The organism is Pseudoscardovia radai (assembly GCF_002259605.1).
Classification (GTDB): Bacteria; Actinomycetota; Actinomycetes; order Actinomycetales; family Bifidobacteriaceae; genus Pseudoscardovia; species Pseudoscardovia radai.
In genome coordinates, this window is sequence record NZ_MWWR01000035.1 from 1 (window position 1) to 1,126 (window position 1,126).

1 protein-coding gene is annotated in these 1,126 nt (G+C 65.2%); it reads left to right on the forward strand.

All coding sequences use genetic code 11. The annotated features are described in order from the left end of the window. Positions 1-213: 213 nt before the first annotated feature. Positions 214-1,126 (forward strand): peptidoglycan-binding domain-containing protein (locus PSRA_RS09050; RefSeq protein WP_143516486.1); only part of this gene is annotated, 913 nt, incomplete at its 3' end.

Genomic DNA, 1,126 nt, shown 5'->3' on the forward strand with positions numbered 1-1,126 from the left:
CCTTCCTGCGCCCCTTCTGCGCCCTGAGCTCCGCGGCCAGGGCCGCGGCGAATCGTTCTCCGTATGTGGACATGCCTGCCAGCGTAGGCCGAACGGTGGATAAAATAACCAAGAGTTGACAAACTGAAACCGAATGGTTACAATATGGGGGTGTCGGGATGGACTGGCCATCCCATCGTCACGCCGGCGCGGCCGGCGGAAAGGAGTATCGCGATGACGGACCAGATGGTCCTCGCGACCCAGAAATGGCTGAACAAGACATACGTGGGCAGGAACGGCTACAACGTCGTGCAGGAGAACGGCAGGACCGGGTGGGAGGTCGTCCACGGCCTTCTGAGGGCGCTGCAGATCGAGCTGGGCATCTCGGTGCCTTCCGACAACTTCGGCCCGGGCACGACCGCCCGCTACCAGGCGGCGCCGCTGGCGAAGCCCGCCCTCAAGGGAGCGACGAGCAACAAGTACGCGATCCTGCAGGGCGCCCTGTGGTGCAAGGGATACGACGCCGGGCACTACGGGGACCTCGACGACCACTACGACGACAAGGTCGCGGCGGCCGTCGCGTCGCTGCAGGCCGATGCCGGGATCGGGGGCGACGGCTTGACCGTCAGCGTGAACCTGATGAAGGCGCTCCTGTCGATGGACCAGTTCAGGCTCATCCCGGGCTCGGGCGGCGATGCCAGCGTCCGTTCGTTCCAGCAGGAGCTCAACGGCGGCTTCGAGGCTTACTCCGGGCTGATCCCGTGCGACGGCATCTATGACCGCGGCACCAACGAGGCCGTCATCTACGCGATCCAGGCGCTGGAGGACATGCCCGTCGATGTCGCCAGCGGCTACTTCGGCCCCTCGACCCGCAGCCATTGCCCCGACCTGGACTACAGCCACGGGCAGGTCAGCTACACGGGTGCCGTGTACTCCGACGCACGCATCAGGCGTTTCTGCCGGATCGCCAATTTCTGCATGTACGTCAACGGCTTCCCGTCCGGCACCCAGGCCGATCCGTTCCCAGAGAAGATCGACCCGGCCAGGGTCAGGGAGTTCCAGAGGAAGTACGCCGTCGCCGAGACGGGACGCATCAACCTGAGCACATGGCTCAGCCTGTGCGTCAGCTGCGGCGACACAAGCAGGA